Here is a 25,007-nt window from a genome sequence, read left to right as displayed (position 1 = left end):
CGGTCACACGCTAAATTTGTCCCGGCCCGCGGGGCGCGCGCCCCCCCGCCACCCGTCACCCCCCTTAAAACAAATTCCGGCGGGGGGGGGGGTTTTTACTAAACCCACCCCCCCGCCGCCTTTGCATTGACGATCTGCCGGCCGATAACCCCTGGATGGGTGCGGTTAGAACAGCGCGACCTTCGGTGTCCGGGGAAAGAGATCATCCAGCTCAGCGCGTTCTGCGGCGGTGGGAACCCAGGCCACGGCGGCAGCGTTTTGCCGGACCTGCTCGGGGCGGGTGGCGCCGGCAATGACGCTGCTGACCGAGGGCTGGGCTGCGAGCCAGGAGAAGGCCACCTGGATTTCGGTCAGGTCCCGCTCGGCGGCGAAGGCACTGAAGGCAGCCATTTGCTCCCAGTCGGCGTCGTGGACCAGGTTGGTGCGGGTGTGGCTGAGCCGTGAGCCCGCAGGCGCGGAGTCCTTGGCGTACTTGCCGGTCAGCAGGCCGTTGGCCAACGGAAAATACGGCAGGACGCCAAGTCCGTACGCCTCGGCCGCGGGCGTGACCTCAAGTTCGGCGCGGCGGTCCAGCAGGTTGTAGTGGTTCTGGGACGACACAAAACGCGCTCCGCCGCGGGCGCGCGCCACGAATTCGGCCTCGGCGATCTGCCAGCCGGCCCGGTTGGAGTGGCCGATGTAGCGGACCTTTCCGCTGGTCACGAGCTCCTCCAGCGCTGCAAGGGTCTCCTCGATCGGGGTCAGCGGATCGGGAGTGTGGAACTGGTAAAGGTCGATCCAGTCCGTGCCGAGCCGTCGCAATGAAGCCTCGGCGGCCTTGATGATGTAGCGCCGGGAGCCCCTTGCGCCGAAGTCGTTTCCATTGCCGCCGCCCATGTCCATGCCGAACTTGGTCCCGATCACGGCGTCCTCCCGGCGGCCCTTCAGGGCCTTGCCGAGCATCGACTCGCTAAGGCCCGGCTCCCGTCCGTATGCGTCGGCGACGTCAAAGAACGTGATCCCGGCGTCCAGGGCCGCATGGACGACGGCGTCGGTCCCCGCCTGCGACTCGGTGGCCGTATTGGCCCGCCCCAGGTTGTTGCAGCCAAGTCCTACAACGGAGACGGACAGTCCGGATTTTCCTACGCGGCGGTATTCAGTCATGAATTCAGCCTATAACGGCTGTACCGCTACAAAGTGAAGCCGGAAGCCGGTTTCGGTGAGTGCTTGAGCTTGAAGGACGTTTCACCGAACGCGGCGGCGCCGATGCTCAATTTTGTGAAGTCCAGGTCCTCGCCGCGGATGCAGACCTTGATCGCGTTGACGGCCTTGTTGATGTCCGGGGTGAGGATGAAGATGTTGAGCTTGGCATCGCTGAACTCGCTGCGGTCCACAATTCCGAGGCCGCGCCATGCCAGGTGGCTGATCAAGGCGTCCTTGGCTTTTTCCTCGAGGTAGCGGTCGCGGTCTGTGCCGTCTTTGGTCTTGAGGGCGTACTGGGCCACCACCCAGGACTGCTCCTCCTCGGGAATTTCGGCGAAACCGTCCTCGGCGCACTGCACGGCGAAAGCATCCATCAGGCCCTCAGCGGCAGCAGCGTCCGCGACGTCGGTCTCGTCAGTCTTGCTCTGGTGCCCCACTACGCCGTGGTTCATCACGAACTGGCTGTAGTCCTCGTCGAACCAGGCTTCCCTGAATTCCAGGACTCCTTCGTCGTTGCGTTTGTAAACCCGGATAATTCCGCTCATGCCCGTCCTCTCCTGAACCATTCGCGGTCTGCACCGTCGAAGGGTGGCTGTTGTGCCTTGACGGCCTGGTAAAGCTGGTCCGACGCCGCGGTGATTCGGTCCACCACGTCAGCGGGGTAGTCCATGTCGATCCGGTGCTCGGCAAACTCGTCCTCATCATCCACGTACACTCCGCGGTCCACGGTCCGGATGACGTCCAGATCCATGTCAATCAGGTGGAACTCGGCGACGCCGGCCCGGATCGTGGTCCAGCTGTGGCCGGTTGCCAGGTCCACGTAGACCTGGACGCCTGCGGGATGGGCGTCATCGTAAAAAGTGGCCACATACTCCCCCGAACGGGGGACCAACAGCACGGCGTCTGATGCGGCGTAGAACGCCGCCCCCGGGCGGGAACAGAACTCATGGGCTCCCTGAAAGATCCACCAGCCGTGCTCGTCCTCACCGAGGTACGTTCCGGGTACCACCCAGTGGGCCTTGCCGTTCCACTTCCGGTTCCGGGAAACCACCAGGTCGCCCGCAGCCAAGTCCTTGGGGGTCCTCACAGAATGGGAAGGCTGCCGGTGCTGGGGTGTTCCTGACCCGGGAGGGGACGCGCGAACGGCACTTTGGTTCCCAATACCTGCGCCACGACGTCGTGCGTAATCTGCTGGGCGGTCAAACCGACCCGTTCGAGCACCTGGCTGCGGGTTCCGTGGTCAAGGAACTCCACCGGAAGGCCCACCTCGTTCAGGGCGGTGTCCACCCCGGCGGCCCGCATTTCCTGCCGGATACGGGACCCGACGCCGCCGGCGCGGACCCCGTCCTCGATGCAGATGACCAGGCGGTGGTGGGAGGCGAGGGCGACGATGGATTTCCGGACCGGGAGCAGCCAGCGGGGATCCACGACCGTGGAACTGATGCCCTGGGCGCCCAGGCGGTTCGAAACGTCGAGGGCGAGCTCGGACATCGCGCCGACGCTCACAATCAGGACGTCGTTCTGGGTGGAGCCGGCCGGGCGGCGGGCGAGGACGTCGACGCCGTCGCTGAGCCGTTCGATGGCCTCGACCTCGGCGCCGACCGTGCCCTTGGAGTAGCGGATCACAGTGGGGGCGTCCTCGATGGCGACGGCTTCGCGAAGCTCCTCGCGGAGCCGGCTGGCGTCCCGGGGCGCGGCGAGGTGCAGCCCGGGAACTATCTGGACCATGGCCATGTCCCACATGCCGTGGTGGCTGGCGCCGTCGGGCCCGGTGACGCCGGCACGGTCCAGGACGATAGTGACACCAGCCTTGTGCAGGGCCACATCCATCAGAAGCTGGTCGAAGGCGCGGTTCAGGAACGTCGCATAGACGGCGACGACGGGGTGCAGTCCACCAAAAGCCATGCCAGCGGCCGAGGTGAGGGCATGCTGCTCGGCGATGCCGACGTCGAACACCCGTTCGGGATGCCGTGCGGCGAACTTGTGCAGTCCCACCGGAATGAGCATGGCGCCGGTAATGCCGACGATGTCCGTGCGCTCATCCGCGATGTCGGCGATCTCGTCGGCGAAGACGGCAGTCCACGACTTTGCACCGCCGGCATCGGCGGGTTCGCCGGTCTCCGGATCGATGATGCCGACCGCATGGAACTGGTCAGCCTCGTGGGCGCGGGCCGGCGCGTACCCATGGCCTTTTTCGGTCATGGCGTGCACGATCACGGGACCCGCGTAGGTCTTGGCGGTGGACAGGGCGTGCTCCATGGCCTGGAGGTCGTGTCCGTCCACCGGCCCGATGTATTTCATGCCGAGGTCCTCGAACATGCCTTGCGGGGCCCACCAGTCCTTGACGCCTTTTTTCATGGCGTGCAGGCTGCGGTAGGTGAACTGGCCAGCGGGTCCGCCGTTCTGCAGTTTCCGCCGCCACCAATCCAGGGTGCCCTCATAAGCCGGCGCCGCGCGGAAGGAGTCGATGGTGGGCCGCAGCGAGGCGAGGTAGTCGGCGAAACCGCCCACGGTGGGGGCGTACGAGCGGCCGTTGTCGTTCACAACAATCACCACACGCCGCTTCTTGTCCGCCGCAATGTTGTTGAGAGCCTCCCACGCCATGCCGCCGGTCAGGGCGCCGTCACCCACGACGGCGATCACGTAGCGGTCCCCGTCGCCGGTCAGCCGCCGGGCACGGGAGATTCCGTCTGCCCACGAGAGCGAGGAGGAGGCGTGTGAGCTTTCGACGATGTCGTGCTCAGACTCGGCACGGTCGGGGTAGCCGGACATGCCGCCCTGCTGACGCAGGGTGCTGAAGTCCTGGCGTCCGGTGAGGAGCTTGTGTACGTAGGATTGGTGCCCGGTATCGAAGACGATGCTGTCGCGGGGAGAGTCGAAGATCCGGTGTACCGCGATGGTCAGCTCCACCACGCCGAGGTTCGGTCCGAGGTGTCCGCCGGTCTGGGAGACGTTGCCGATCAGGAATTCCCTGACCTCGGCTGCCAGCTGATTCAGCTGCGCCTCGGACAACTTGCTCAGGTCCTGCGGATTCCGGATGGTCTCCAAGAGTCCCAACGGCCCCTCCTTCGGATGGTAGACATGCCGTTTAACTCTAACGCCTCAAGTGAACCCCTGGTGCCGGGACACCGCCCGGACCCGGCCGGAAACGCGGACGGCACAGAAACGCCCCGGCCGGTCAGGGACCGGCCGGGGCGTTTGCCTGGCACTTGCTACTCCCTTGCGGGAGGTGACTTCCGCTAGTTGGCGGAGATCTGGCGCAGCACGTACTGCAGGATGCCGCCGTTGCGGTAGTAGTCAGCCTCGCCCGGGGTATCGATGCGCAGGACGGCATCGAAGGACGTGACGGTGCCGTCTTCGGCGGTTGCGGTGACCTTAAGCGTCTTCGGCGTGGTGCCTTCGTTCAGCGCCGTGACGCCCTCGACAGCGAAGGTTTCCGTGCCGGTCAGCCCGAGGCTGGCAGCGTTCTGTCCGGCCGGGTACTGCAGGGGCAGAACCCCCATGCCGATCAGGTTGGAGCGGTGGATGCGTTCGTAGCTTTCAGCCACGACAGCCTTCACGCCCAGCAGCGCGGTGCCCTTGGCTGCCCAGTCACGGGACGAACCGGACCCGTATTCCTTGCCCGCCAGCACCACCAGCGGGATGCCGGCGGCCTCGTAGTTCTGCGCGGCGTCGTAGACGTAGGCCTGGGGGCCGTCAGCCTGGGTGAAGTCGCGGGTGAAGCCGCCCTCAACGCCGTCGAGGATCTGGTTCTTGATCCGGATGTTCGCGAACGTTCCGCGGATCATGACCTCGTGGTTGCCACGGCGTGAGCCGTAGGAGTTGAAGTCCTTGCGCTCCACACCGTTGGCCAGCAGGTACTGCCCGGCCGGAGTGTCCGACTTGAAGGAACCCGCCGGTGAGATGTGGTCCGTGGTGACGGAATCGCCGAGCTTCAGCAGTACGCGGGCGCCGGCGATGTCCTTGACGGGTTCCGGCTGCGCTTTCATGCCGTCGAAGTACGGGGGCTTCCGGACGTACGTGGACTTCGGATCCCACGCGAAGGTGTCGCCGGCCGGGGTGGAAAGTGCCTTCCAGCGGTCGTCGCCTTCGAAGACGCCCTCGTAGCCGCGGGCGAACATTTCCTTGTCGATCGAGGAGTCGATGACCTGCTGGACCTCGACCGGGTTCGGCCAGATGTCCCTCAGGAAGACGTCGTTGCCGGCCTCGTCCTGTCCCAGAGCGTCGTTCTCGAAATCGAAGTCCATGGTGCCGGCCAGGGCGTATGCGATGACCAGCGGCGGGGAGGCCAGGTAGTTCATCTTCACGTCCGGGTTGATCCGGCCTTCGAAGTTGCGGTTACCGGAGAGCACCGCCGTGACGGAAAGGTCGTTGGCCTGAATGGCCTCGGAGATTTCGGCGTCGAGCGGGCCGGAGTTGCCGATGCAGGTCGCGCAGCCGTACCCGACGATGTAGAAGCCGAGCTTCTCCAGGTACGGGGTCAGGCCCGACTTGTTGTAGTAGTCGGTGACGACCTTGGACCCGGGGGCCACGGAGGTCTTGACCCACGGCTTCGAGGTCAGGCCCTTGTCGACGGCGTTGCGGGCCAGCAGTGCGGCGGCCAGCATCACGGACGGGTTGGAGGTGTTGGTGCAGGAGGTGATCGAGGCGATCGACACTGCACCGTGGTCCAGCTCGAACTCGCGGCCGTCGGCGGTTTTGACGGTCACCGGCTTGGACGGACGCCCGTTGGACTTCGGTCCGTGGGAGTGCGGCGCCTCATCCGTCAGGTGCGTGGCGGTAGCGGTGAATGACGGCGAATCCGACGCCGGGAAGCTCTCGTCGATCGCTTCGTCCAGGCTGCCGCCGGCCAGGTCTTCCTGCACATAATTGCGCAGGTCTTGGCGGAACTGGTCCTTGGACTCGGTCAGGATGATGCGGTCCTGCGGGCGCTTCGGGCCGGAGATCGACGGAACAACCGTGGACAGGTCCAGCTCGAGGTACTCGGAGAAGGTGATCTCCTTGGAAGGATCGTGCCAGAGGCCCTGTTCCTTCGCGTAAGCCTCCACGAGGGCCACGTTCTCGTCGGACCGGCCGGTGAGGCGCAGGTAGTCGAGGGTGACGTCGTCAATGGGGAACATGGCGGCGGTGGAGCCGAACTCCGGGCTCATGTTGCCGATCGTGGCGCGGTTTGCCAGCGGCACAGCCGCGACGCCCTCACCGTAGAACTCGACAAATTTACCCACCACGCCGTGCTTGCGCAGCTGCTCGGTGATGGTCAGGACAACGTCCGTGGCGGTGGCTCCGGCCGGAATGGATCCGGTCAATTTGAAGCCCACGACGCGCGGGATCAGCATGGAGACCGGCTGGCCCAGCATGGCTGCCTCTGCTTCGATACCGCCGACGCCCCAGCCCAGGACGCCCAGGCCGTTGACCATGGTGGTGTGCGAGTCGGTGCCGACACAGGTGTCCGGGTAGGCACGGACCACGCCGTCAATTTCACGGGTCATGACAGTCCGGGCCAGGTATTCAATGTTGACCTGGTGCACGATGCCTGTTCCCGGCGGCACGACCTTGAAGTCGTCAAACGCGGTCTGGCCCCACCGCAGGAACTGGTACCGCTCGCCGTTGCGCTGGTACTCGATCTCCATGTTGCGCTCCAGTGCGCCGGAGTTGCCGAAGGCGTCGATCTGCACGGAGTGGTCGATCACCATTTCGGCAGGTGCCAGCGGATTGACCCGCTTGGGGTCACCGCCAAGTTCCTTCACTGCTTCCCGCATGGTGGCAAGGTCCACAACGCAGGGCACGCCAGTGAAGTCCTGCATGATCACGCGCGCCGGCGTGAACTGGATTTCAGTGTCGGGCTCGGCGCTGGGGTCCCAGCCGGCCAGTGCTCGGACGTGATCGGCCGTAATGTTGGCGCCGTCCTCGGTCCTCAACAGGTTTTCAAGCAATACCTTGAGGCTGAACGGAAGGTTTTCTGCACCTTCAACGGAGTTCAACCGGAAAATTTCGTATTCGGTACCGGCTACATTAAGTTTGCCTTTTGAACCGAAGCTGTCCACAATGCTCATCGCAGGACTCCTCTCGCAACAGTTTCATCTTTGTCGCGCCGCAGACCCCTTGCTAGTTAGGACTGCCTAACTAATGCTGAGCCTTGTTCACACAAGGATCGGTGCAGGGTGCAGGAGGTCAGCCGTAATTACGGAGCGCGACGTCGGACTACTCCGCCCATCCTAGTGGCCTTAGCCCCGGGGAGTCAGCAGCGCCACAGTCTCCATGTGATGGGTGTGGGGATAAAGGTCGAAGGCGCGCAGCCCCGCCAGGTCCCAGCCGGATTGCTGGAAGTAGCCCACATCGCGGGCGAAGGACGCCGGATCGCAGGACACGTACGCAACGGCCCGGGGTCCGGACGCGGTCAACTGGTTCACCACGGCCTTTCCGGCCCCTGCCCGCGGCGGATCCAGCAAGATTGCGTCGAACCTGCGCGCTTTCTCGCGCAACACCCGTTCCACCCGGCCCTGCACGATCTCCACCTGGGTTGCGCCATGGAGGTTTTTGCGGGCATCACGGCTCGTGCCGGGCGCGCCTTCGACGGACAGCACCGACCCGGTGACGCCGACGGCGTCGGCCAGCGGGGCCGTGAACAGACCCGCCCCGGCATAGAGGTCAGCTACCGCGGCGCCCGGTTCCAGGAAGCCGCCCTCCCGCAGAAAACCGGTCACGGCTCCCACCAGCGTGTCGGGGCCGTTGCGGTGGATCTGCCAGAAGCCGTCGCCGGTGACACGGTACTCGTGTCCGGCGGCGGCCTCCTGCACGTACGTGCGCCCGCGCAGCCGCAGCACTTCGCCTTTGACCGGATCGAAGCTGGCCACCGACACGTCCTCCGGCAGTTGCGCCAGGACCGCACTGAGGCGTTTGGCCCGCGTACCGGCGGCCGGGACAAGGAGCACCAGCGGGCGGGAACCGTTGGCCGGGGCTGCGACCTCGATGCGCTCGATGCCCTGAAGATCCATGTCCCACAGCCGGAGGGCGTTAATACCGTCGACAGCCAGCGGCATCTCCCGCACCGGCAGGACCAGATCGGAGCGGTGGGCGTGCATGCCGAGCTTGCCGGCCGGGGTCACCGCGAAACCGGTGCGGGTACGCCAGCCGAGTCCGGCCGCCCCCGCCACGCCAGGCTCCCCCACAGCCTCCACCGTTACCTGGCTCTCGATTCCGGCCAGGCGGTGCAGCTGCTCTGCCAGCACCTCGGCCTTGAGGCTGCGCTGGCGTTGGAGGGAGATGTGGCCCAGTTCGGCACCGCCGACAGGCGGGTGCCGGTGCGACCAGGAGCGTGCGGAATCCGCGAGGTCCCAGAAGTGCTCCACCCGATCCTCCGATGCGGACAGGACTTCGACGACGTCGCCGCGCCAGAATTTCGCGTCGGCGCCGGACTCGGTCAAACGGATCCGGACCTTCTCGCCCGGGATGCCGTGGCGGACGAACACCACGCGCCCCTCGTGCCTGGCCACACAGTGCCCGCCGTGGGCGACCGGACCGACGTCGACGATCAGTTCGGTGTGGGGCTGGGTCTGGGTGTCGGAACTCATAGGATGTCCTGCAGTCTCTTGGCTTCTTCGGAGGATTTCAGCTGCCACGGCACGCTCGCAACCATGACGCCCGGTTCGAAGTGCAGCCGGGTCTTGATGCGCAGCGCGGTCTGGTTGTGCACCAGTTGCTCCCACCACTTACCCACGACGTACTCGGGGATATAGACGACGATCAGGTCGCGCGGCGAGTCGCGGCGCATGTTCTTGATGTACTCCATGATAGGCGTCACCGTTTCGCGGAACGGGCTGGCCAGCACCGTCAACGGTACCGGGATCTCCAGCTTTTCCCAGTCTTCGACCGTTTGTTCGGTCTCCTCGCTGCTGATGTCCACGGTGATGGCGTCCAGCCGCGAGGGCCGGGACGCGCGGGCGTAGGCCAGCGCCCGGAGCACCGGCTTGCGCACATGCGAGACAAGCAGGACGGCGTGCACGCGGGTCGGCAGGGCCCGGGGCGAGGAGTCCTCGTCGACGGCGAGTTCCTTGGCCACGTTGTCGTAGTGTGCCCGGATGCTCCACATGATCAGGAACAGCACGAACATGGCCAGCAGCGCGATCCAGGCGCCCTGCTGGAACTTGGTGATCAGCACGATCACCAGGACCAACGCCGTCATGCCGAAGCCGATGGTGTTGATGGTGCGTGACTTGACCATGCGCAGCCTTAGCGCCGGGTCTTTGGCGAGCTTCAATTCCCGGCCCCAGTGCCGGATCATGCCGAGCTGGCTGATTGTGAACGAAATGAAGACACCCACGATGTAGAGCTGGATCAGTTTAGTGACGTCTGCGTTGAAGGCAATGATCAGCACCAGGGCTCCGGCGGCCAGCGCCAGGACACCGTTGCTGAAGGCCAGCCGGTCACCCCGGGTCCGCAACTGCCGCGGCAGGTAGCCATCCTGGGCCAAGATCGAGCCGAGGACCGGGAAGCCGTTGAAAGCGGTGTTGGAGGCGAACACCAGGATCACGCCGGTAGCGGCAACCACAAGGAAGAAAAAGATGGAACCCTGGCCGAAAATGGTCTGCGCGATCTGGCTGATCGCCGGGCTCTGGATGTAGCCCTCCGGCAGGGGCTTGCCGTCCAGCAGGAATTCCTTGGCCGGATCCAGCACGATGTGCACCTTGGTGGCATTGGCCAGGTAGATGATGCCGGCCAGCATGGAAGCCGCGATCACGCCGAGCAGGAGCAGCGTGGTGGCGGCGTTCTTGCTCTTGGGCTTCTGGAAGTTCGGCACGCCGTTGCTGATCGCCTCAATGCCGGTCAGCGCTGCGGCGCCCGACGAGAAAGCCCGGAGCAGCAGAAACGCCCCGGCGAGGCCGACCAAGCCCTCATCGAAGCCTGCCGCGGGGACTATGGTGAACGCCGCTGACGGCGCCTCCCCCAACTGGCCGGTGGCGGCCTGGAAGACGCCGACGGCGGTCATGCCGATGATGGAGGCCATGAAGATATAGGTGGGGACGGCGAACACGCTGCCGGCTTCCTTGATGCCGCGCAGGTTCACGAGGGCAAGGATCACGACGCCGATCGTGGCGATGGCAGCCTGCTGTCCGTGCAGTGAGGGCACGGCAGTGGTGAGGTAGGTGGCGGCTGAGGACATTGACACGGCAACTGTGAGCACATAGTCGACCAGCAGTGCGGAAGCGACGGTCAGCCCGGCATATTTACCCAGGTTCACGTTCGCGATCTCGTAGTCGCCGCCCCCGGAAGGGTAGGCGTGGACGTTCTGCCGGTAGGAGGCGACGACGGTCAGCAGCACCACCATCACGGCCAATCCCACCCAGGGCGAGAACGCCACGGCGCTAACGCCGGACAAAGCCAGGGTCAGGAGGATTTCGTCGGGCGCGTAGGCCACAGAAGACAGGGCGTCGGAGGCGAAGATGGGAAGCGCTATCCGCTTCGGAAGCAGGGTGTGGGCCATGCTCTCGTTCCGGAAGGGCTTGCCTACCAGCACCCGCTTCACGGCATTGAATATTGTCGGCACCCCACAAAGCTAGTCGCATTCGCACCCGATGTCATGACGGGGCAGGGCAGCCGCCCCGCCCCGGCCCCCGGACGCCCGGCACGGCCGCCGCGGGGCTGGTCCCGCGGCGCCCCGTGGCCGGTAGAGTTTTACGCAGCAGCAGACACAAAACGCTTGAGGAGGCACGGTTGGCGCACTTCGTGATCATGGGTTGCGGCCGCGTGGGGGCAACCCTGGCGCACACGCTCGAGGATGCGGGCCACTCCGTGGCCATCATCGACCAGGACGACCGGGCGTTCCGGCGGCTCCGTACCGGCTTTACCGGACGTAAGGTCACCGGCGTCGGCTTTGACCGCGAGACCCTGAAGCAGGCCGGCGTGGCGGATGCCTACGCCTTCGCCGCCGTCTCCAGCGGCGATAACTCCAACATCCTGGCCACCCGGGTTGCCCGCGAAACCTTCCATGTCCCGCACGTCGTCGCCAGGATCTACGACCCCGGCCGCGCGGAGATCTATCAGCGGCTGGGCATCCCCACGGTTGCCGCCGTGCGCTGGAGCGCAGACCAGGTGCTCCGTCGGATCCTGCCCGAGCAGCACCTGGCCGGCGACTACCGGGACCCGTCAGGCCGGCTGGTGCTCGCCGAGGTGGACTTGAACGCTGAGTGGATCGGCCATCCGGTGACCTCGATCGAAAAAGCCGCCGGGATCCGCGTCGCCTACCTGACCCGGTTCGGGGAGGGCATGCTGCCCGCGGCCGGCACCCTCTACCAGGACGGGGACACCGTCCACGCCATGCTGGCCGTGGACCGCAGCAGCGAAGTCGCCCACATTCTCGCCAAAACCCCCGCCAAGGAGTCCTAAATGAAAGTCGTCATTGTCGGGGCGGGCAGCGTCGGTTCATCGATTGCCCGCGAACTGCTGGCCCACAAACACGAGATCCTGCTGATCGACCTCAAACCTGAGGTCATCGGGCGCAGCGGACTCCGCGGCGCCCACTGGCTCGTGGGCGATGCCTGCGAGCTGAGCACCCTGCAGGACGCGAAACTGGAGGACGCCGACGTCGTGGTGTCCGCAACCGGCGACGACAAGGTCAACCTGGTGGTCTCGCTGCTGGCGAAGACGGAGTTCGGCGTGGGCCGGACGGTGGGCCGGGTCAACAACCCGAAGAATGACTGGATGTTCGACGACTCCTGGGGCGTCGACGTCGCCGTTAACACCCCCCAGCTCATGACAGCCCTGGTCGAGGAAGCGGTGGAAATCGGCGACCTCGTCCGGCTGCTGACCCTGCAGACCGGCGTGTCCTCGCTGGTCGAGTTCACGGTTCCCCACGACTCGCATGTGGTCGGCCTGACCGTGGGCGACATCCAGTGGCCGGAGGATTCCACCCTGGTGGCCATCCTGCGGGACCAGGCGCCGATCACACCGAGCCGTGATGATGTGATCGACGGCGGCGACGAGCTGTTCTTCGTCACCACGATCGTCGCGGAGGATGAGCTGCGCGCCCTGCTCTCACCGGAGTCACACGGCGAGGACGCGCAGGACCAGGACAGACGCGCCGTCACCGCGGACGACGGCTTCGACGGCTAGCTCAGGCCGGTGTTTCGCCCGCAGCGGGCGCGTCCGGAACAGCGGGCCGGGTCAGCAGCCAGGCGACCCAGATACCCAGGATGTACAGCGGCGGGCCCATCAGGAGCCGGGTCGTAGCGAGGGCCGCGAAACCGGGCTCGCCCAGGAAATAGAGCGGAACCTGGACCAGCAGCCGCAGGGCCAGGACCGCAATGATCACCCCTGTACCAACCTGGTAGGCCCGCACCCGAGCCGGGTCCTTCCGCCAATCCAGCCCCTCGTTGCGGACAAAGCCGAAAATCAATCCGGCGAACGGCCAACGGAAGGCGATGGAGGCCCCCATCGCCACGATGTAGGCGGCATTGGTGAAGAACCCCGGAACGTAAAAGTCCTCAGCCTTGCCGGTGGTGTTGGCAAGCCACGCAGACAGGCCGACACCTACAATGCCGGCCAATGCCTGCGTCAGGGGCTTGCGCTGGACGAGCCGGACCACCGTGAAGGCCGCGGCGACGGCGAGGGAGGCCACAAGAGCTACTGTCAGCTCGCGCGTGAGCGTGAACGCGACCAGGAAAACCAGGCCCGGGAGGATGCTCTCCGCGATCCCCTGAACGCCGCCGGCGCTTTTCAGGACGTCGACGTTGCCGTTGTGTGAACGGTGCAGCCCGGCCTTGGCGGCGTAGCCGGCGGCGAGTTGCGCCACGGTCGGTTCAGCTGCCGTGGGCTCGGGCTTCTCGGGCACGGTCATTGCTCCTCCTGGCGGGAGAGTATTTCATAGCGGGGATTGAACATGGTTGGCAGGCCGTCGCGTACCGTCACCATGCCCTGCAGGCGAAGTTCCGTCCCGGCGTCCACGCCGGGAATGCGGCGGCGTCCCAGCCAGACCACCCGGAGCCGGTCTTTCGGAACGGCGGACCGGGGGTGCCGTGCCCCGGGGGCAGCGGGCGCGGCCCCCGGCGTGCCGGCGGCGGCCGTTGCTCCGCGTTTCTTGACCGGGGCGTCGTGATCGACGACGACTGCGGTAAAGGCAGCAATGTTGCTCGCCGGCGGATAGGTGACCGACTCAATATAGCCGTGGCACAGCACGCGGCCGCGGTCCGGCAGCCCTCTCACCGAGACCGAGGAGGCCGGGTCCTGGCGGGGGGAATCAGCCAATCTGGGTAATCTCCGGTCCGCGTTCGGGCTGGTCCAGGTCCGGGGCGGACTGCGGTGCGGGCACGGCGTTGTCCTTGGGCAGGTGGAGTTGCAGCAAGTCGCGCGGCGGCATGGGGCTTTCGCCACGTACCACCACGAGCTGCCGGAAGAGCCCCTCGAGGCCGGCGGCTGCGTCGCGGTCCACCGCGGCTTCGCCGCCGAACACGCCGCGAAGGAACCAGCGCGGACCGTCGACGCCGATGAAGCGGGCAACCCGGTAGCCGTGACTTCCGTCGCCGCTGCTGGCCGGGAGTTTGGCGAGCAGTTCCGTGCCGAAGCCGCCCTCAATCTGCTCGATCTGGCCGCCTTGACTGCCGACAGACTGGCCGATCTGTTCACGGATTTCGTCCCACAGCCCTTCGGAGCGCGGCGCCGCGAACGCCTGGAGCTGGAGGCTTGAGCCGTCCAGGTCCATGGTGACGGCGACGACGCGCTGGGTGGCTTCCTCCACCTCAAGCCGGAGCTGCAGGCCTTCCGCCGGGGCAATGAGGAGGGCGCCAAGGTCCACGTACCCGTCCTGGTCCTCGATTTCCGAGGCGTCGAAGGGGCCGGTCGCGCCCCTGACAGGGACACCCGTTGCGGCCCCGGCCGAATCGTCGGCGGAAGCGTCAGCAACTGCCTCCAGGGTTTCCCCGGGATCTGTCAGCTGTTCCTGCTTGGCTTTCCTGCCACGCCCAAAAACCATGGGTTCGTCTCCTTAGTTGAAATCTTTTGCCGCCGAAGTTGTGATCTTGTGCCGCCGGGACGCAGTGCGTCCCCGGCCGGATACCTTCTGCAATCGTTCTGCAGCTGCGAGGGCCGGCCGATACGCCTGCAGGTAATACTGCAGGTCCCGCCTGCTTCCGGTCAGACCGGCACGCCGAATCCGCCGGTGGATCCGAAGCCTGCCTCGCCGCGTGCTGAGCCGCTGAGCTCCTGGACGGGGAGAAACGCTGCGTGCTCCACACGCTGGATAACCATTTGTGCAATTCTATCGCCGCGCTTGAGTTCTATCGCCTCGTGCCGGTCTGTGTTCAACAGTGTCACCGCGATTTCCCCGCGGTAGCCCGCGTCGACGGTTCCGGGGGCGTTCACCACGGTGAGTCCGTGCTTGGTGGCGAGCCCGGACCGCGGGTGGATCAGCGCCACGAAGCCGTCAGGCAGGGCGATGGAGACACCGGTGGGGACCAGCCGGCGCTCCCCCGGGTCAAGCACCACGTCCTCCCGGGTGCGCAGGTCCGCCCCGGCGTCGCCGGGGTGAGCATACGACGGCGGTTCCAGGCCGTCGTCGAGCATCTTCAGCTGGACCGTGAGGGTGGGGGCGCCGTACTCTTCCACTGCTGCGGTTTCTTCAGTCACAGTCCCCCACTCTAACGCCCGCCGGGAAGATCGGCCTAGCTGCGTCCAGCGGGCGGGGATGCCCGGGCCCGGCGCTGCCGCCAAGGTGAAATAGCCCGGGAAAAGTGGAAAGCTGGGCCTATGCCCGAATCCAGTGCAGCCGTGCCTGCCCCCAACAGCACCCCCAGCGACGCCCCCGTAATTTACAGCGAGAAGCTTTGGCCGAACGCCTGGATCTGGCTGGTGTCGGCGGGACTGTCAGGCGCGGGCATCCTCGTGTTCGCCCCCATCAGCCTGACCGCGGGCATCATCGCCGCCGTTGTCCTCTTCGTGATCATCGGTGTGCTGCTGGTCATCTCGACCCCCGCCATCACGGTTACCGCCTCGACACTGCGCGTCGGCCGGGCCACCATCGAGCGTCGTTACGTGGGGGCCACGTCCGCGTTCCGCAGCAAGGAGGCGACGGCGGAACGCGGCACCCGCCTGAACGGCTTGGCCTATATGTGCATCCGGGGGTGGATTGACCCCGTGGTCCGCGTCGAGATTACCGATCCCTCCGACCGCACTCCCTACTGGCTGGCCTCGACACGGCACCCCGATGAGCTGCTTGCAGCGCTGAGCTCTTAGCCCTCGCAATCCCTGCAGTATTTAAAGCCATTCTTTTCCCGGGCGATCTGTGAACGGTGGCGGACAAGGAAGCAGGAGGCGCAGGTAAATTCGTCGGCCTGCGCCGGGAGGACGCGGACCAGCAACTCCTCTCCCGACAAGTCGGCACCGGGAAGTTCGTACCCCTCCGCCAGGTCCGATTCGTCCTCGTCGACCACTGCGGAATGCTTTTCCGTGCGCCCCCCTTTCATGACCTCAAGGGAGTCCTCGCCGAGGTCCTCTTCCGTTTTGCGCGGCGCATCGTAGTCTGTCGCCATTATTTTCCTGCTCACACTCCGCGATTGTTCGATTGGATCGCCGGCCCTGGGCGGTCCCTGCAGGCGGTAGCCCTGGGACCCCGGGGGCGGTTCACCGGTGACAACGCCGGACACTGTGTTTTTGTGCCCAATGTCGGGTCATTTTTGCTTAAGCCCCCAGTGAATACCAGTGGCGTCCGGCCCCGGACGCCGGGAGCCGGCCGCGGTCTCCGGTTTCCGGCAGCCCCGGGGGTCCCCAGCAAGCCAAAAAGCCCCGTCAAGACGCGGAAAGTTGCGGCGCGCCCGCTTTCCTGACCGGAATCGGTCCGCATCAATGGCAGACTTTCGCTTGTTAGTAATGCCAGGGTGGAGGATTTGTATGCAGGATCTACGGCTTGTAGGCGTCCACGACGACGGGAAGCATCTCCTGTTGAGCGGCGCCGGCGGCGAGATGTTCCAGCTGCCAATCGATGAAGCACTTCGGGTGGCAGCCAGCCGGACGGCGGCCAAGTCCGCTGCAGCTGCTGTTGCCGCGCCCATCGCGATGTCCCCGCGCGATATCCAGGCGCGGATCCGCAGCGGCTCGACGGCAGCGGAAGTGGCCGAGCTGTCCGGCATTCCGGTGGCGAAAGTCCAGCGCTATGAGGGTCCGGTGCTGGCCGAACGTGAACACGTCGCCCGGCAGGCCCAAAAAGTCGAAGTGGCGGCCCCCGCCCCCGGTCATGACATCTACCGTTCCGTGTTCGGTGACCGCCCGGCGTCGCTCGGCGAGATGGTGGCCCACCGGCTCAGTGCGCACGGCATCAATGCATCCACCGTCGAGTGGGACTCCTGGCGGCGCCCCGACGGCAACTGGAACGTCGTGGCGCGCTTCGAGGCGCAGCCCGGCGGCCCGGCGGGCATCGGCGAGGAGCCGCCCGCCATGTGGACGTTCAGCCCGGCCCGGAAATCCCTACAGAACGCGAACCGCTGGGCGCAACAACTCAGTGAACTCGAACCGCTCGACGGCCCGCTCCCGGCCCGGAGGCTGTCCGCTGTGTCCGACGACCGTCCCTTTGATTTCGAAACGGACGCCGATGCTGCCGCGCGCACCGCTACCGCGCAGCTCCAGATCGTCCAGCAGGAGCAGGAATCCGATGGGTTACTGGACATGCTGCGCTCCCGCCGCGGGCAGCGCCTCGGCGTGGACGAGGACGGCGACGACGCCCTCGCCAAGCTGTTGACCGACGCCGTACCCGCGGCTCACCCGAGGCCCGCTGAGATTCTCGCGGAGCTCCCGGCAGACACGGTGCCTGAGGAGTCCACGGCGGAAACAGCGGAACCTGAATCCGAGGAGACGGCGGACATTGAGCCCCGTCCCGCAGCCAATCCCTGGGACCGCCGCCGCGACGGCCGGCCCTCGATCATGTCCAGGCTTTCGCTGGCTCCCCGCCAGCAGGAGTCGGAGGATGACGCCCTGAAACTGCATGACGGGGTCAGTACCGACACCCGGGAGATCACCATCGCCGCGTCGCAGATGCGTCCCAGCGGTAAGCAGGAACCAACGCCGAGGCAGGAAGCGAAGCCCAGGCGCGAAACACCGGGCGGCCGTATTCCGGCCTCCAGCCCGGGTCTTGATGAGCTTCTCGGCGGCGGATCCGCCCGCCGGCAGCCTCGTGAGGCACCCGCGGGGTCCCCGGACGACCGGGGTGCCGAGCAGCCCGAACGGCAGCCTGCGAAGCAGAAGCGCTCCAGCATTCCGAGCTGGGACGACATCGTCTTCGGGGCCCGCGGGGACTGACAGGCGCCCGCCACCTCAAGACGTCCAGGCTCGGGGTTTTTCACGCCGGATCAGGCGCGTGGGGCCCTTTTGCCGTCGGCCTGGAAGCAGAGTAGCGGGACTTCGCGCTCAGCCTTAGTCAACGACCCGTGCTGGCCCACCACCTCGAGGGCGGTCGGCCGCGTCCGCCGGGTGTCGTAGAAGGCCACTGCGTCCTTGGCCGCGATCATCACGTCACCGATCCGGGGAGCAACCTCGGCCCGGACTTCGCCGAACAACCCGGCGGCGATGGCTTCCCCCCGGGTGAAGGCCCAGATCCGGTCACCAAAGCGGGCCTGCCAGGCCCCGGCCAGCCGCGCCTGCGCGTCCTCATTGTTCTGCTCCTCGAGGTACAGGTGGACCATGCGGGGTTCGCCTGCGGTGTGGCGGACGCCGTCGACGAGGGCGGGGTCCGCGGAGTAGTCGATCCGCTGGGATGCCGGCACGTCGAGCATGCCGTGATCGGCCGTGAGCAGAATGGTGGTGCCCGCCGGCAAGGCGGAGCTGAGCCGTTTGACCGTGGCGTCGAGTTCTTCGAGCTGGTGCTCCCACTGCGGTGACTGGCAGCCGTGGCGGTGCCCGGCCTTGTCTAGTTCGTTGACGTAGAAGTACATCAGGGACCGCCCGGCCCCGGCCATCGCCTCGGCCGCTGCCGCGGTCCTGGCGTGTGAGGTGGTGGCGGTAACGTAGCGGCCGCCGCGTAGCGCCGCCCGGGTCATTGCGGAGTCACTGAACTGCGGAAGGCTGACAGTGGTGACCTCCACGTGCTCGGCGGCCCGCTGGAAGACGGTGGGAAAGGGCTGCCAGCGTTCGGGATCCACACCGGCGTCCCAGCCGCCCAGCATGTTCACCACCCGGTCCTGGTCGGGGTCCAGCACGTCGTAGCCCACCATGCCGTGCTGTCCGGACGGTAATCCGGTGCCGAAGCTGGCCAGGGACGCCGCGGTGGTGGAGGGGAAAGCTGAGTCAAGGAAGACGGGAACCTGCCCCTGGCCGGATTGCATCACCGACCTCAGGAAGGGCGTGTGCGCGGATTTCTGTTTCAGCAGGTTGCGTCCCAGCCCGTCGGCGAGGACGACGCAGATGCGCTTGGCGGCGGCCAGGTTCAGCCGGTTGTCGAAGCCGGGCACGCCGACGCTGGCCGCCGCGCTCGTGAGGACCTCGGCGATGGAACGGTTCCCGAAGGCCGGGGCCGCGGGCAGGCCCGCCGAAATGGTCCCGGCGGACGACAGGGGTTGGGGCACGCCGACCGGCGTCATCTCAGCGCTGGTGGCCGCGGCTGGCGCGGCTGCCGAAGACGCCCATGCGCGGACGGGGCGGGAGCCCCGGGGCCGTATGCGGCACCGGGGCGGAGGACCCGGTGTTTACGGCACGGAGGGCGCGGGCGAACAGCTTGGCGTCCTGGACGGCCTGCAGGCCGTCGGCCTCGGCGCTGATCCGCAACACGATGTCCTCTTGGACGATGCTGCCACTGTAGCCGTGGTCCGCTTCGCATTGCGGGTCGCCGCAGCTTGCCGGGCCCATGTCGAGCCGCTGGCCACCGGACCAGGCGATGGACAGGGTGAGTTCGCGGACCGGGTCCGAGGGTTTGTAGTCCTGGGGCTGGGCGTACACATAGCTGAGCACCACGGAGCGGATCTGCGTCACGGGCACGGATTCCGTGGAGACCTGTGCCACGATCTGTTCGCCGGCCTCGTCGAGCTGCTGGTCATCGACGTGGGTAATGACCAGCATGTCCTCGGTCAGTACCAGTACCGAGATGTGGCGTCGGACCTCGGCACGGTCGAAGTGCGTCTCGAGGTGCACCAGGTGGGCCACACAGTCGCGCCCGTCCAGGGCGTCGGCGACGACGTCGGCGACGAGGGGCGGATAGAAACCGGCTTGCTGGAGGGCTCCGTCCAGGCTCTGACCCTGCGCACTGTGGTCATGCAGGCCCTGGGGGTGCGCACCCGGGCGCCCCGAGGCGGCCGCCGGGTGTTTGGGTGTTGGAGTCTGAAAGCTCATGCTCTCCATTTTCACAGATCGGTTGGGCACATGCTAACCGTTGCCGAGTGCGGGTCCCCGGGCCTCTGCCCCGCCGTCCGGCAGCGTCAGTTGCGCATGGCGCGCCGGGCGCTGTCGGTGCGCTGGGCAGCGTTGGCGATCCGGACGTCCGCCGCGAGGATGGCGAGCCCCTCCGGTCCGGCGAGGACGGGGTTGAAGTCGACGAGGGCGATCTCCGGGTGGTTGTCCTTGAGCCGGGCCAGCCGCGCAGCAAGGTCTTCCAGGGCCCGCCCGTCCACGGCCGGAAGCCCCTGGTAACCGAACAGTTTCCGCGAGGCGCGCGGGGCCCGGATGAAGTCGTGCAGGTCCGAGCCGGAGAGCGGAGGCACCCGGTGCGCCCAGTCCTCCAGCAGGTTCACGGCGTCGCCGGCCAGCCCGAAGGACACCACCGGGCCCAGCAGCGGGTCCTCGATGGCCCGGAAGGTGCACGCCTGCCCCACCGGGGCCATGGTCTGAACTTCCAGCGACGGCGAGCCGTAGCGCTCCAAGGACTTCCGCATCTCCTGCACGTTCCGCCGCAACGAGTCGGCGTCCTGGATGTCCAGCCGGACCCCGCCCAGGTCCAGGCGATGCCGCAGCGCAGGGTCGGTGGTCTTCAGAGCCACCGGCCAGCCCAGCCGGTCCGCCGCCGCGACGGCCTGTTCGGCAGTCTCGAAGCCGACGGACGGAACCACGTGGATGCCGTAACGGGCGAGCAGGCCGGCGGCCTTCTCGGGGTCCAGCCGAACCAGCTGCTCACCGCCCACCGTTTCCAGCAGCCCTTCGAGCAGCTCGTGGGTGCCGTCGGCGTCGCATCCCTCCGGTTCCACGAACAGTCCCTGGTCCCGGTCCAGCCACTGCGCGTACCGGACCACAGCACCCAGGGCTGCGACCGCGGCGCCGGGGTTGGAGTAGCAGGGAACAACCGTGGTTCCCGCGTCGTCACCGACCATGCCCTCCACGTAAATGGACGGGTCCAGAAGACCGCTGAACGCCGCGACCACGGGTTTACCGGCCGCCACGGAACATTCGGCCAGTACCCCGGCGATTTTCTCCACGGTGAGGCCGTGGGCCGGCAGCAGGGCAACCACGACGGCGTGGACGGAATCGGCGGTGAGGACCTCTTGCAAACTGTGCCGCAGCGCGGGCAGGGCCACGGACATCCCGGCGTCGAGGTCTATGTCGGTGACAAGGCGCTCAACGCCAAGTCCCTGCGCCGCTGCACTGTCCGCAACGACTTTGCCGAGCGCCCGCGAGTTGCTGAAGACCGCGATGCCGGGTCCCGTGGGCAGGGGCTGGCTTGAGACGATCTGGGCGATGTCCATGAGCTGTTCGATGGTTTCCACGCCGATGACGCCGGCCTGGCGCATCATCGCGTCGAGGGCTTCCGGCGGCGCCATGGTGGTGCGGACAGCGTGGCCGGGCGGCAGTCCGAGGCCCATGGCACCGGACTTGGCCACGATGACGGGTTTGGTCCGTGCCAGCCGCCGGGCCAGGCGGGAGAATTTACGCGGATTGCCGATCGACTCCAGGTAGAGCCCCACGGCGGTGGTAGCGGCGTCGTCCTCCCAGAACTGCATCATGTCGTTGCCGGAGACATCAGCGCGGTTCCCCGCCGAGAGGAAGGTGGAGAGCCCGACGCGGCGGCGGCTGGAGGCGGCGTAGAGGGAGACTCCGATCGCCGCGGACTGGCTGAACAGGCCCAACCCTCCGCGGCGGGCCAGCGAGGGCGCCATCGAGGCGTTCAGGGACACTGCCGGGTCGGTGTTGAGGATGCCCAGGGAAGCGGGGCCGATCACGCGCATGCCGTTGGCACGGGCTTGCCGGACAAGCTCGCGCTGGCGGGCGAGGCCGCGCTCGCCGTCATCCGCGAACCCGGCGGTGGCCACCACGATGCCCTTGACGCCGGCGGCGCCGCATTCCTCCACGACTTTGGGGACCTCGGCGTACGGGACGGCGATGATGGCGAGCTTGACGGGGCCCGGGACCTCGGACAGCCGGGCGAAAGAAAGCATCCCGGCGAGCTCAAAGGCTTCGGGATTGATCGCATAGACCGGCCCGGTGAAGCCGCCTTCAATGATGTGCTCCAACAGCTGGTAGCCCACGGTGCCCCATTTGCGGCTGGCACCGATGACGGCTACGGAGGTCGGGGCGAGCAGTTCCTGGATGCTGCGGGCTTCTGCACGGTGTTCCCGGGACTCCATCACGGCGCGGGATTTGTCCGTGGGGTCGATATTGAATTCGAGGCTGACCACGCCGTCGTCGAAATGGCGTTTGACGTCGTACCCGGCGTCAGAGAAGACCATCAGCATTTTGCGGTTTTCCGGCAGGACCTCGGCACTGAACTTCCGGATTCCGTTTTCGCGGGCGGCGGCGGCGAGGTGTTCGAGCAGGATCGAGCCGATGCCGCGGCCCTGGTGCGCGTCTGAGATGTTGAACGCGACTTCGGCCTCCACGGGGTCGTCGAGCCGGTCGTAGCGGCCGATCCCCATGATTTCCCCGCCGATGGTGATCACCAGCGCCACCCGGTCCTTGTAATCCACCTCGGTGAACCGTTTGAGTTCCTTCGCGGAGAGTTTGGACTTGAACGCGAAGAACCTCATGTAGATGGACTTCTGCGACTGCCCGACGTGGAAGGCCTGGACCGCGTCGGCGTCCGAGGGGTGGATGGGACGCAAATGCGCGGTGCCGCCGTCGCGCAGCACAACATCGGCTTCCCAATATTCCGGATATACGCCGTCCGCGGGCTGATCCACCATAGGCTTAGCCTAGTCATAAACTCAGCCAGTTTTCGTTCTGCCCCCTCAGAAGGACCCACCAGCCTCATGGCCCGCCGCCAAACCCCGTCCCCGGCAGGGGAAGCCAGCCAGGATTTCGTAGAGAACATCGTCGACATCGACGTCACGTCGGAGATGGAAGGTTCGTTCCTCGAGTACGCCTATTCGGTGATTTACTCCCGCGCCCTGCCCGACGCCCGCGACGGCCTGAAACCGGTGCAGCGGCGCATCCTGTACATGATGAGCGAGATGGGCCTGCGGCCGGACCGCGGCCACGTCAAGAGCGCCCGGGTGGTGGGCGAGGTCATGGGCAAGCTGCACCCCCATGGTGACACCGCAATTTACGACGCGATGGTGCGCATGGCGCAGGACTTCTCGCTGCGGCTGCCGCTCATCGACGGCCACGGCAACTTCGGCTCGCTCGACGACGGCCCCGCGGCGCCGCGGTACACCGAAGCCCGCCTCGCTGCCGCCGCGCTGACGCTGACCGACCACCTCGACGAGGACGTCGTCGATTTCGTGCCCAACTACGACAACCAGCTGACCCAGCCCGACGTACTGCCGGCGGCCTTCCCGAACCTGCTGGTCAACGGCGCCACCGGCATCGCCGTCGGCATGGCCACGAACATGGCCCCGCACAACCTGGTGGAGGTCATCGCCGCCGCCCGGCACCTGATCGAGCACCCGGACGCCACGCTGGAAGACATCATGAAGTTCGTCCCCGGCCCTGATTTGCCCACGGGCGGACGGATCGTCGGGTTGGACGGCATCCGCGACGCGTACGCCTCGGGACGCGGCTCCTTCAAGACCCGCGCCAAAGTCGAAGTCGAGCAGCTTTCGGCCCGCCGCACCGGACTGGTGGTCACCGAACTGCCGTACATGGTGGGGCCGGAAAAGGTGATCGAGAAGATTAAAGACGCCGTCAACGGCAAGAAGCTCGCCGGTATCAGCGACATCGTGGACCTCACCGACCGCAAGCACGGCCTGCGCCTCGTCATCGAACTCAAGAACGGCTTCAACCCGAACGCCGTGCTCCAGCAGCTGTACCGCTACTCGCCGATGGAGGATTCCTTCGGCATCAACAACGTCACACTGGTCGACGGCCAGCCGCAGACCCTGGGACTGCTGCAGCTGCTCTCCGTTTATGTGGAGCACCGCATCACTGTGGTGCGCCGCCGCACCGCGTTCCGCCTGGGCAAGAAGAAGGACCGCTTGCACCTGGTGGAGGGCATGCTCATCGCGATCGTGGACATCGACGAGGTCATTCAGATCATCCGGTCCTCGGACGAGGCCGCCGCGGCCAGGACCCGGCTGATGTCCATCTACGACCTCTCCGAGATCCAGGCCAACTACATCCTGGAACTCCGGCTCCGGCAGCTGACCAAGTACTCCCGGATCGAACTTGAGAAGGAGCAGGACGAGCTGCGCCGCGAGATCGCCGAGCTTGAGGCCATCCTGGGTTCGGGCGAACGGCTCCGCGCCCTGGTGTCCGCCGAACTGGCAGAGATCGCCGAGAAGTACGGCACCCCGCGCCGGACCGTGCTGCTCGAGTCAGAAGCTGTTTCGCCTACCGTCGCCGCAGCCCTGGCCGCCGCGCCGGGCGCCAAGGGCAAGGCTGCGCCCCTGGCACTGGAAATTGCGGACGACCCGTGCTGGGCGATCCTGACCGTTTCGGGTCAGATCGCGCGCACCGCCAACCAGGACAGCCTCGCCGAGTCCGGCCCGCGGACCCGGCACGATGTCTTCACGTCGGTGCTGAAGACCTCAGCGCGCGGCGAGATCGCCGCTGTCACGTCGCAGGGCCGGATGCTGCGGCTGCAGGTGATGGACATGCCCGTGCTTCCGCCAACCTCGGGCACCCCGAACATGGCGGGAGGCGTGGCCGCCAAGGACTTCATTACCCTCCTCAAAGGCGAGTCCCTCGTGGCGTTCGCCCCGCTGGATGAGGTGCTGGCGATCGGCACGGCGCAGGGGGTGGTCAAGCGCGTGCAACCGGATTACCCGCTGAACCGCGAGGACTGGGAAGTCATCGCGCTCAAGGACAGGGATGCCGTGGTCGGTGTGGCCCCGGCGGGTTCCGACGACGTCGATCTCGTCTTCGTGACGCGGCAGGCCCAGTTGCTGCGCTTCAGTTCCGCCGCCGTCCGGCCGCAGGGCCGGACCGCCGGCGGCATGGCCGGGATCAAAGTTGCCGCCGGGGACCGGGTGCTGTTCTTCGGCACCGCCAGCCCGGCCGACGCCGCCGCCGTCGTCGTCACCATCGCCGGCACCGAGGGGGCGCTTCCGGGCACCGCTCCGGGAGCCGCCAAGGTCACCGCCCTCGCCGAATACCCGGCGAAGGGCCGCGCTACGGCCGGTGTCAGGGCGCACCGCTTCCTCAAGGGTGAGGACACCCTGCTGCTGGCGTGGTCCGGTCACGGCCCCGCGAAGGCATCCTCCCAGGCCGGGGTGGCCCGCTCCCTCCCCGGGGAACACGGCCGGCGCGACGGCTCCGGCATTCCGCTGTCCCAGGCCATCGACGCGATCGGCCCGAGCATGTCCTGGGAGCCTGCGCCGGCGCCGGACGCCTAGGCCCTCTTGAGCCCGGGTGGCCGGGCGCGGGGGTCGTCCTGGTCGCCGGGCCTTCCTGTCGCCCACCCATTTGCCTCAAGTGGCCGTTGCCGCTCACCGTTCGCCACAGATGGCCGTTACCGCTCGCCGGTTCACCACAAAAGGCCGTCAAGGAGCCGG

20 protein-coding genes are annotated in these 25,007 nt (G+C 66.8%); 5 read left to right on the top strand and 15 right to left on the bottom strand.

Features of this window, described 5'->3' with window-relative positions; genetic code table 11:
* Positions 1 to 165 precede the first annotated feature (165 nt).
* The 7 genes from RCH15_RS13795 to RCH15_RS13765 all read right to left on the bottom strand — a co-directional run bounded on the left by RCH15_RS13795 (position 166) and on the right by RCH15_RS13765 (position 10,663).
* Complete coding sequence (locus RCH15_RS13795; protein ID WP_326961238.1) at positions 166 to 1,143, bottom strand: aldo/keto reductase; 978 nt, start codon at positions 1,141 to 1,143, stop codon at positions 166 to 168.
* A 26-nt stretch (positions 1,144 to 1,169) separates the two neighbouring features.
* Positions 1,170 to 1,727, bottom strand: coding sequence for a hypothetical protein (locus RCH15_RS13790; protein WP_326961237.1), 558 nt, complete (start codon positions 1,725 to 1,727; stop codon positions 1,170 to 1,172).
* Positions 1,724 to 2,269 (bottom strand): DUF402 domain-containing protein, encoded by a 546-nt coding sequence (locus RCH15_RS13785; protein WP_326961236.1) that lies wholly within the window; start codon positions 2,267 to 2,269, stop codon positions 1,724 to 1,726. The genes RCH15_RS13790 and RCH15_RS13785 overlap by 4 nt, the downstream gene beginning before the upstream one ends.
* Positions 2,266 to 4,239, bottom strand: a complete 1,974-nt coding sequence (gene dxs / locus RCH15_RS13780) for a 1-deoxy-D-xylulose-5-phosphate synthase (RefSeq protein WP_326961235.1) — start codon at positions 4,237 to 4,239, stop codon at positions 2,266 to 2,268. The genes RCH15_RS13785 and dxs overlap by 4 nt, the downstream gene beginning before the upstream one ends.
* Positions 4,240 to 4,421: 182 nt before the next feature.
* Positions 4,422 to 7,235 (bottom strand): aconitate hydratase, encoded by a 2,814-nt coding sequence (locus RCH15_RS13775; RefSeq protein WP_326961234.1) that lies wholly within the window; start codon positions 7,233 to 7,235, stop codon positions 4,422 to 4,424.
* 171 nt (positions 7,236 to 7,406) lie between these two features.
* Complete coding sequence (locus tag RCH15_RS13770; RefSeq protein ID WP_326961233.1) at positions 7,407 to 8,753, bottom strand: class I SAM-dependent RNA methyltransferase; 1,347 nt, start codon at positions 8,751 to 8,753, stop codon at positions 7,407 to 7,409.
* The gene (locus RCH15_RS13765; protein WP_409017230.1) at positions 8,750 to 10,663 is read right to left on the bottom strand and encodes an APC family permease; all 1,914 of its coding nucleotides are present in this window, start codon (positions 10,661 to 10,663) and stop codon (positions 8,750 to 8,752) included. Before RCH15_RS13765 ends, RCH15_RS13770 begins: the two co-directional genes overlap by 4 nt.
* Before the next feature lie 230 nt (positions 10,664 to 10,893).
* On the opposite strand from RCH15_RS13765, the gene RCH15_RS13760 reads away from it, so the two are divergent.
* Positions 10,894 to 11,565 carry a potassium channel family protein gene (locus RCH15_RS13760; RefSeq protein ID WP_326961231.1) on the top strand — a complete coding sequence of 224 codons (672 nt, stop codon included), beginning with the start codon at positions 10,894 to 10,896 and terminating at the stop codon, positions 11,563 to 11,565.
* Positions 11,566 to 12,291 carry a potassium channel family protein gene (locus RCH15_RS13755; protein WP_326961230.1) on the top strand — a complete coding sequence of 242 codons (726 nt, stop codon included), beginning with the start codon at positions 11,566 to 11,568 and terminating at the stop codon, positions 12,289 to 12,291.
* 1 nt (position 12,292) lies between these two features.
* On the opposite strand, the gene RCH15_RS13750 is transcribed toward RCH15_RS13755, so the two are convergent.
* The 4 genes from RCH15_RS13750 to dut form a co-directional block, all read right to left on the bottom strand.
* On the bottom strand, positions 12,293 to 13,015 hold the full coding sequence (locus RCH15_RS13750; protein ID WP_326961229.1) for a DUF3159 domain-containing protein: 723 nt from the start codon (positions 13,013 to 13,015) through the stop codon (positions 12,293 to 12,295).
* Positions 13,012 to 13,422 (bottom strand): hypothetical protein, encoded by a 411-nt coding sequence (locus tag RCH15_RS13745; protein WP_326961228.1) that lies wholly within the window; start codon positions 13,420 to 13,422, stop codon positions 13,012 to 13,014. The genes RCH15_RS13750 and RCH15_RS13745 overlap by 4 nt, the downstream gene beginning before the upstream one ends.
* The gene (locus tag RCH15_RS13740) at positions 13,415 to 14,146 is read right to left on the bottom strand and encodes a DUF3710 domain-containing protein (RefSeq protein ID WP_326961227.1); all 732 of its coding nucleotides are present in this window, start codon (positions 14,144 to 14,146) and stop codon (positions 13,415 to 13,417) included. The genes RCH15_RS13745 and RCH15_RS13740 overlap by 8 nt, the downstream gene beginning before the upstream one ends.
* A 161-nt stretch (positions 14,147 to 14,307) precedes the next feature.
* On the bottom strand, positions 14,308 to 14,799 hold the full coding sequence (gene dut, locus RCH15_RS13735; protein WP_326961226.1) for a dUTP diphosphatase: 492 nt from the start codon (positions 14,797 to 14,799) through the stop codon (positions 14,308 to 14,310).
* Between the two features lie 120 nt (positions 14,800 to 14,919).
* Between dut and RCH15_RS13730 the strand changes: the two genes are divergently transcribed.
* Entirely contained in the window at positions 14,920 to 15,405 is a 486-nt protein-coding gene (locus tag RCH15_RS13730) for a DUF3093 domain-containing protein (protein ID WP_326961225.1), read from the top strand.
* On the opposite strand, the gene RCH15_RS13725 is transcribed toward RCH15_RS13730, so the two are convergent.
* Positions 15,402 to 15,701, bottom strand: coding sequence for a DUF4193 domain-containing protein (locus RCH15_RS13725; protein ID WP_326961224.1), 300 nt, complete (start codon positions 15,699 to 15,701; stop codon positions 15,402 to 15,404). The two genes, RCH15_RS13730 and RCH15_RS13725, sit on opposite strands and share 4 nt — an antisense overlap.
* Before the next feature lie 358 nt (positions 15,702 to 16,059).
* Between RCH15_RS13725 and sepH the strand changes: the two genes are divergently transcribed.
* Positions 16,060 to 17,460, top strand: a complete 1,401-nt coding sequence (gene sepH, locus RCH15_RS13720; RefSeq protein ID WP_326961223.1) for a septation protein SepH — start codon at positions 16,060 to 16,062, stop codon at positions 17,458 to 17,460.
* A 50-nt stretch (positions 17,461 to 17,510) separates the two neighbouring features.
* On the opposite strand, the gene RCH15_RS13715 is transcribed toward sepH, so the two are convergent.
* The 3 genes from RCH15_RS13715 to RCH15_RS13705 all read right to left on the bottom strand — a co-directional run bounded on the left by RCH15_RS13715 (position 17,511) and on the right by RCH15_RS13705 (position 22,259).
* Positions 17,511 to 18,737: an alkaline phosphatase family protein gene (locus RCH15_RS13715; RefSeq protein WP_409017228.1), complete on the bottom strand. Its 1,227-nt coding sequence runs from the start codon at positions 18,735 to 18,737 to the stop codon at positions 17,511 to 17,513.
* A gap of 1 nt (position 18,738) precedes the next feature.
* The gene (locus RCH15_RS13710; RefSeq protein ID WP_326961221.1) at positions 18,739 to 19,482 is read right to left on the bottom strand and encodes a DUF5998 family protein; all 744 of its coding nucleotides are present in this window, start codon (positions 19,480 to 19,482) and stop codon (positions 18,739 to 18,741) included.
* A gap of 86 nt (positions 19,483 to 19,568) precedes the next feature.
* Positions 19,569 to 22,259 (bottom strand): bifunctional acetate--CoA ligase family protein/GNAT family N-acetyltransferase, encoded by a 2,691-nt coding sequence (locus tag RCH15_RS13705; protein WP_326961220.1) that lies wholly within the window; start codon positions 22,257 to 22,259, stop codon positions 19,569 to 19,571.
* Positions 22,260 to 22,325: 66 nt separating this feature from the next.
* On the opposite strand from RCH15_RS13705, the gene RCH15_RS13700 reads away from it, so the two are divergent.
* A complete protein-coding gene (locus RCH15_RS13700) occupies positions 22,326 to 24,848 on the top strand; it encodes a DNA gyrase/topoisomerase IV subunit A (protein ID WP_326961219.1) in 2,523 nt (840 codons plus the stop codon).
* Positions 24,849 to 25,007: the final 159 nt, after the last annotated feature.

The organism is Arthrobacter sp. MP_M4 (assembly GCF_035984855.1).
Taxonomy (GTDB): Bacteria; Actinomycetota; Actinomycetes; order Actinomycetales; family Micrococcaceae; genus Arthrobacter.
This window is presented reverse-complemented; position numbering and strand designations above follow the sequence as displayed.